Below are 7,127 nucleotides of genomic sequence, written 5' to 3'. Positions count from 1 at the left end.
TCATCCCTTGGAGCAAGTGACGGACGAAACAGATAGACAACGGATTCGATTGACTCTTCAGGCCATCGAAGGATTTGTGATGTGCAGTTGTATTGCGATGGGACTGGTGCAACTGATCGCCTTGCGTTTTTCCGAGCGGGTTCCCGGCCTCTTCTTTCGCTATTTGAGAACCCCGTCCAAGACCATCGTTTCGGAAGCGACCGTGACGGTGTATTTACGCAAGTCGATTTTTCGCCTGTTTGCCCAAAATCTGCATTTATCCATAACGAAAATAATCCATTCCAAGCAGGACACCTCTTTTGTTGACGCCGATTTGTCGGCTTCTTAAGCGTGAGAACTTTTGACTGTACAGTATTAAAGTATTTCAACTAAAAGGAGATCTTTATGGAGGATAAAGTACAAAAAATAAACTCTTTATTTAAATATTTAACTCATAGTAATGAAGGTTCTCCAGAATTTGAAACATTTATGGCCTTCTTACGCGGCTTGAAGGATTATTCAACCTTATTAGATTTTTATGATGTTGAATTTACCAAGCACCTCTTAGAAGAAGTGTTGCCGAAAATAAACGAAAAGTATAATAAGGCGTTAGTGATTGAGACCATTGTGGAAGCGACTTACGGTAATGCTGAGAAGAGCATGATAGAAAAGCTTTTTAGTGAGTACATTCCTCTATTGGCACAGTATGCTACTACGCTGGAAAATGCGTCCAGATGTTTGAGAGGATTTATTGAATCGGGGATCAGCAGTAATGAAATATTCGTCGGGATCGCTATGTTTAAAGACAAACAACACGCTATTTCGTTGTTGACATATATAAACATTCATTCATGGGGAGATTTGTCCCCTCAATCATCCACGCTTCAAGCCGAAGTTAAGGATGCGCAAAAGGTCAGGGAGCGTACTTATATTTTTGCGCAATTTTTGGTTATTCTGCATCCTCTCGTAAGTAAATACCAAGGGGTAAGCTCCATTGATTTTGTATTTGATTATGAAGGAGCGCATATCGATTGGCCGTTTAGTCGAGAGGGTAGTTCTCTAAGGCTGGTTAAACAAAATATCATCGATGAGAGAGAAGGAGCTATATTTGAAGAACTGGGTAAACTCATCCATGATGAAGCCATAGATCTGCAATCATCAAGAGTCCTAAACCTGTATCAAACACTTTTTAGCGGGAGAGATCCGCTGGATGTTATTTTTACACTGCCTGATGGGCGGTAGGAAAGTAGATATTATTTTATGTAGATTGCACCTGACAATAACAACGATGTTTAAGGTGTAAAGTTACTCTGGTAACAGCCAGTTGATAGTACGGTGAGCAACACCGTACTCCTTTCCAGCCTACACTACCCGACCAACGGAAAAAAAGGTCAAATAATCGGACGCTTTGGCTATTCGGTATTGTCCGCGTACGCTCTAAGATAAAGGAAGAATACCGAATGCAGAAAGGGTGCTCTTATGGCGACGTTCGATGTGCAAAACGGGCAATTTTGTCTGGACGGGGAACCGATCCGTCTTGTTTCCGGTGCGATTCATTATTTCCGGGTGGTGCCCGAGTATTGGCGGGATCGCCTGCTTAAGCTGAAAGCCTGCGGCTTCAATACCGTAGAAACGTATATTCCTTGGAATCTTCACGAGCCGAAGCCGGGTCAGTTTCGTTTTGACGGGCTGGCGGACGTGGTTCGTTTTGTTGAGATCGCCGGCGAGGTCGGTCTGCACGTGATTGTGCGGCCGAGCCCGTACATTTGCGCGGAGTGGGAGTTCGGCGGGCTGCCGGCTTGGCTGCTCGCCGATCCGGGCATGCGGGTGCGCTGCATGCACCGGCCGTATCTTGACCGCGTCGATGCGTACTATGACGTGCTGCTTCCGCTGCTCAAGCCGCTGCTGTGCACGAACGGCGGCCCGATTATCGCGATGCAGGTGGAGAATGAGTACGGCAGCTATGGGAACGACCGGGCGTACCTGGTTTATTTGAAGGATGCGATGCTGCAGCGGGGAATGGACGTGCTGCTGTTCACCTCCGACGGGCCGGAGCACTTCATGCTGCAGGGTGGCATGATTCCTGGCGTACTGGAGACGGTGAACTTCGGGTCCCGGGCGGAGGAAGCGTTCGAGATGCTACGTAAATACCAGCCGGACGGACCGATCATGTGCATGGAGTATTGGAACGGCTGGTTCGACCACTGGGGCGAGCAACACCATACGCGGGATGCGAAGGACGTAGCGGACGTATTCGACGATATGCTTCGTCTCGGTGCTTCGGTCAATTTCTACATGTTCCACGGCGGAACGAACTTCGGCTATATGAGCGGAGCGAACTGTCCGCAGCGCAATCATTACGAGCCGACGATCACCAGCTACGATTACGATGTGCCGCTGAACGAATCCGGCGAGCCGACGGATAAGTTCTACGCGGTGCGGGAGACGCTGTCCCGCTACGTGGAGCTGCCGCCGCTTGAGCTGCCGCAGCCGATTCCGAAGGCCGCCTACGGAAGCGTGCCGGTTCGCGAAGCGGCCTCGCTGTTCGGGCAGTTGGACAGCCTATCGGCTGCGGTCCGCCGCACGTGCCCGGAGCCGATGGAAGCGGTCGGACAAAACGACGGGTTCATCCTGTACGAAACATTCATCTCCGGACCGCGGGAGGAACGGGAGCTCGTGCTGCAGGACTGCCGAGACCGGGCGCTGGTTTATGTGAACGACGAGTTCCTGGGTGTAATCGAGCGCTCGGACCCGAGCAAGAAGGTGGCTTTTGCCGTGCCGGAGGGTGGAGCGACGCTGCGCATTTTGGTCGAAAATATGGGCCGCATCAACTACGGACCATTCATGCTCGACCGCAAAGGCATCACGGAAGGCGTACGCCACGGCAACCAGTTCCTGTTCGGCTGGAATATCTATCCGCTGCCGCTGGAGGACGTAGCTTCGGTCAGCTTTGGCGGGAAGGAAGCGGAAACGGGATACCCAGGCTTTTACCGCGCGGTGCTGCCGATCGAGGGACAGCCGGCGGATACGTTCCTGCGCTTGGACGGCTGGGACAAGGGCATCGTGTTCGTCAACGGCTTCCATCTGGGACGTTACTGGAAGCGCGGGCCGCAGCAGACGCTGTATATCCCTGCGCCGCTGCTGCGGCAAGGCGAGAACGAGATCGTCGTGTTCGAGCTTCACGGAACGGAGAAGCGGGAGCTGATGTTTACGGACCGGCCGGAGCTCGGACCGGTATCGCAGGTAACGCTATAATAAAGGTAGCTATGGAGGCTGGTGTCGACCTGTATAAAAGGTTGGCGCCGGCTTTTTTATAGTTTGTGGGGATCTTTGGATACCGGCTCCGAGATGACAGCGGTCTGCAAAACGTGTTACATTGAGTGAAAGTGTGGATTTGGCCAGAAGGGAGCCGTCACCGGCATGGATCGTTTATTCCATTTTCCTAATATGACACAGACGCTGCAGGTGACCGGCTGTCACTTCGGCATCAAGCCGCCGGGTTGGCGGTACCCGCGGCATCATCATCATTTGTATGAATTGATCTGCTGCCTGGAGGGCGAATCGGTGCACGAAATTAACCGGACTTCCTTGACACTTCGTCCAGGGGATTGGCTGCTGATCAAATCGGGCATCCGTCACGAATCCGCTGCAGCCGCAACCTCGTATTACCGGTTCTTCAACGTGCATTTCGACTTGGACGACGCGGAGGTGCGGAGCGTGCTGGGGGCTGCGCCTTATTCTCATATTCTGTCCGGATCTGCGAGCTGCGGGAAGCTTTCATTCTATGTTCAGGAATTGGAGGACATGATGCGGCAGTACGCTGCTCCCGATACGGATGGGGACATGCCTTGGCGCGAGGAGCTGAACCCCCGGTTCGAGGACCGGCTGCTGCTGCAATCGTACACGCTTCTCATCGTTCGGGATGTGCTTGCGTTAATCCGGGAGCGGGATGCGAACGCGGGTCAAGCTTCGTCCAAGGAGGCTACTTTATTCGCGATCGATGTGGCTCATGCGATCGAAGAGCGACTGGCCGGAAGCTTTCATGAAGAAGCGACGATTTCCGCCGTGGCGGAGGAGCTTCATCTGAGCCGCAGCCAATGCTCGAAGCTGTTCTCCAAGGTGTACGGCCTATCGCCAAAACAGTACGTCAGCCGCAGAAAGCTGAGTCTGGCGAAGGAGCTGCTGGTGACAACGAACCTGCCGATGGCGGAGATTGCCGAGCGGCTCGGGTTTCAATCCGCGAGCCATTTCTCCCGGCAATTCCGCCGATGGACCGGTCAAGCCCCGAGCGATTACAAGCCGAAGCACGATGGCTGCTCTTAGCCCCGCGGCCGCATAGCCGATGAAAGAAGCGAACAGCCCGTCAGCTCGCAGCGGTTGCGAAGGTCAAGGGCGAGGAGCGGCGGCATCCCTGCTATGCCACAGGCGGAGCAGCTCCGCCTCGCGGGCTGGGTCCAGTCCGGCTTCGCGTTTCTCCTCCGTCGGGCGGCCTCGATCCCATGCGAGAGTGTCGCGAACCGTATCGATTAACGGTCTGGTCGTCAGCCCGGAAGCAAAAGCCTTCGTATTGTCCATGGCGAACAAGCCGATCAAGCTATCGCTTTGCAGCCAGAGAGGAAGCTCGATCCATTGGCCGACCTGTTGCTCTCTCAAGAACGGTTCGGTGACCCAGGTGAACTCGGCAGGACGGCTGCTGAACCGGGCGCAATCGTCGACGAGCTGTTCCATCGTAAAGTCGCTGCCGCTGGCATGAAACGTGCCGACCGTCTGCTTCTCAGCCAAGAGGATAATCCACGCAGCGAGGTCCCTGACGTCGATGACCTGAACACGCCCCTCTTTTGGCGGTACCAGCACTTCTCCCCCTTGTTCGATCCGATGGGGCCAGTACGTGAAGCGGTCCGAGTAATCGTACGGGCCGACAATCAGACCGGGCCGGATATGCAGCGCTCTACCGGGCATGGCGGCTTCGACCGTTTTCTCGCAAAGCGCTTTGAGCGCGCCGTAATGTTGGGTCACGTCCTCGGTACTCTCATCGGAGAGAGTTGCGACAGGGGCGTCTTCCCCGATGTGTAACCGTGTAAGATCCTCATACACCGATGCGGACGAAATAAACGTATAATGTCCTACCCGGTCCTTCAGCAGTTCCACCGAGGAACGTACGACGCGAGGAACAAAGCCGCATGTATCGATCACCGCATCCCAGGTTCTGCCCTGCAGCAGCTCAAGCTCGCTTTCCCGGTCTCCTATAAGGTGCTCCGCTTCTGGAAACGCGTCTTGACTGTGCCGGCCGCGATGAAAGAGCGTCAACGTATGCCCCCGATCCAGCGCCGTCTCCGCCAAAGCCTTTCCCAAAAAACGGGTACCACCCAAGATTAACAAGTTCATGAAGCCACCGCCTTTGTGAAATCTTATATTTACGTAAAAATATTTTATTACGTTGTGCAATAGTTGTCAATGAAAGTACAATCTACACGACAATACTTGGCGTATTGGGATTTCGACTTTAAAGTGGGAGTGAAATGACATGGTAAAAATATTGGAAGTAAAAAATCTTTATTTAGATAAACCATTGTGGTCTTTTCGTGAAAGCTTTGGAAAGTTTCATGTATTGTTTAAAAGTGTTTCTAATGAGCAAGAGTTTTATTATACTGAACTACTTTGTCTTGATACAGAACATCTGATAGAGACTTCGTATCAGTTTAACAAGGCAGTACATTTTATCGGCGAAGGCAATCCATCTAATGTTATGTTTCATGGATCTATTGAACAACATCTCGAAGGCAATATGTTTAATGTAAGCAGATTAAACTTAGAGCGTTTTGAAGATGAATTGGTTTTCAGTATCAAGTTCGAAGGAAATATTAAAAATATATGGAATCTTAGAATTAGAATTTCTCCAATTGATGGAAGATATTGTTTAGTTTTTTTATCAGAAGACGACCTTGTTTTTAATAAGGATTGTTACTCGCGGGTCATTTTAGTGGATTCTGTGGAAAAAAAAGGCTACTTTATTCAGCAACAAGACTTTCCGTACTTGAATGTGTTGCTTAATATTGCTGTATGTAAAGTAGGAAATCAGGCTAAAAATATCATTTTTAATTCAGGAAGAATACAACGCTTTGAAAAAAAATCCTATTGGGAAGAGTATTACAACTCGAATGGGAGTTACAAGGTAGAAACACTTGAGAATTTACTAATCCTGAATAAAAGCGAATTCATAGATTGTATAAAAAATAAAAAAAATCTATCACCTATTATTTTTAAAGACTATGACATCAGTCGATCTGTTGAAGTTATTGGCATGGTAGGAGATCGATTCTGGTTTTTTGAGGAAGATTATAAGGGTGATAAAACAGAGATTTATGCAATAGATTTAGAAACTGGAAGCAGTACCTTGAAATATAAAGCAAATGAGCATTACTACTCAATCGAGGTTTTTGGAGGATTGCTATACGGCGTTAGAGAAGAACTAAAGAATAAAATATATTATTCATTCGAAACCAATGCGATCCATGAGTTTTCCTATAATGAAATGGTGGTTTACTTAGATGAAGCAGTCCGTATAACCGCAAGGATGTACTTAGACGAATCAATCCCTAGAACCGCAAGTATGCACGGTTTGGAAATGTATAATATCGAAGTTGTAAAAGACGGTTTAACAGAAAATGCTTATATAAATAAAACATTCTTTTATTACTTTGAAGAAAATATCTTGTTAGTTTATTGAGTCTGTCTATAATGCTCCTCGTTGTCAAAAATTTTAAATTAAGAAACAAACACCATTGATTATATAAATTTGGAGTAAAATACATGATACAAATAATAGCCTACTTCACCATGTCATTGGATCACATCGGACGATTGTTTTTTCCAAATATAGTTCTGTTTTCATTACTCGGCCGACTTGCATTCCCGTTATTCGCCTATGGCATAGCTATTGGCTATACAAAAACCAGTAACTTTCGTCGGAAGAAGAAAATTTACGATATTTACAACAGCCAGATGGAAGTACAAACGACTCGCAACAGCCGAAGTTTCAAACTGGGTCGCCGAAAGCTTAAAGCTTCGCTCCACATCACCAACTTCAAAACATTATTTGAAACTATGCATCCTAAGTTCCCGGAATTTATAACGAGGGAGGAGCTACC

The 7,127-nt window shown here is 49.0% G+C and carries 6 protein-coding genes and 1 pseudogene; 6 read left to right on the top strand and 1 reads right to left on the bottom strand.

Going from position 1 to position 7,127, the window contains the following annotated elements; all coding sequences use genetic code 11:
* From BLO51_RS27995 to BLO51_RS27980, 4 genes and pseudogenes are all read left to right on the top strand, one after another.
* Positions 1 to 328, top strand: a pseudogene (locus BLO51_RS27995) (hypothetical protein); the annotation flags it as partial.
* Positions 329 to 384: 56 nt separating this feature from the next.
* Positions 385 to 1,221, top strand: a complete 837-nt coding sequence (locus BLO51_RS27990) for a hypothetical protein (RefSeq protein ID WP_090677404.1) — start codon at positions 385 to 387, stop codon at positions 1,219 to 1,221.
* 237 nt (positions 1,222 to 1,458) lie between these two features.
* Entirely contained in the window at positions 1,459 to 3,234 is a 1,776-nt protein-coding gene (locus tag BLO51_RS27985) for a glycoside hydrolase family 35 protein (protein WP_090677403.1), read from the top strand.
* 165 nt (positions 3,235 to 3,399) lie between these two features.
* Positions 3,400 to 4,302 carry an AraC family transcriptional regulator gene (locus BLO51_RS27980; RefSeq protein ID WP_090677402.1) on the top strand — a complete coding sequence of 301 codons (903 nt, stop codon included), beginning with the start codon at positions 3,400 to 3,402 and terminating at the stop codon, positions 4,300 to 4,302.
* A gap of 63 nt (positions 4,303 to 4,365) precedes the next feature.
* On the opposite strand, the gene BLO51_RS27975 is transcribed toward BLO51_RS27980, so the two are convergent.
* Positions 4,366 to 5,364: an NAD-dependent epimerase/dehydratase family protein gene (locus BLO51_RS27975; protein ID WP_090677400.1), complete on the bottom strand. Its 999-nt coding sequence runs from the start codon at positions 5,362 to 5,364 to the stop codon at positions 4,366 to 4,368.
* 139 nt (positions 5,365 to 5,503) lie between these two features.
* Between BLO51_RS27975 and BLO51_RS27970 the strand changes: the two genes are divergently transcribed.
* Positions 5,504 to 6,706 (top strand): hypothetical protein, encoded by a 1,203-nt coding sequence (locus BLO51_RS27970; protein WP_090677398.1) that lies wholly within the window; start codon positions 5,504 to 5,506, stop codon positions 6,704 to 6,706.
* An 83-nt stretch (positions 6,707 to 6,789) separates the two neighbouring features.
* Positions 6,790 to 7,127 (top strand): TraX family protein (locus BLO51_RS27965; RefSeq protein WP_217266810.1); only part of this gene is annotated, 338 nt, incomplete at its 3' end.

This window comes from Paenibacillus tianmuensis (assembly GCF_900100345.1).
Lineage (GTDB): Bacteria > Bacillota > Bacilli > Paenibacillales > NBRC-103111 > Paenibacillus_G > Paenibacillus_G tianmuensis.
Note: the sequence above shows the minus strand (reverse complement) of the source record. Positions and strands in the feature narration are given on the sequence as shown.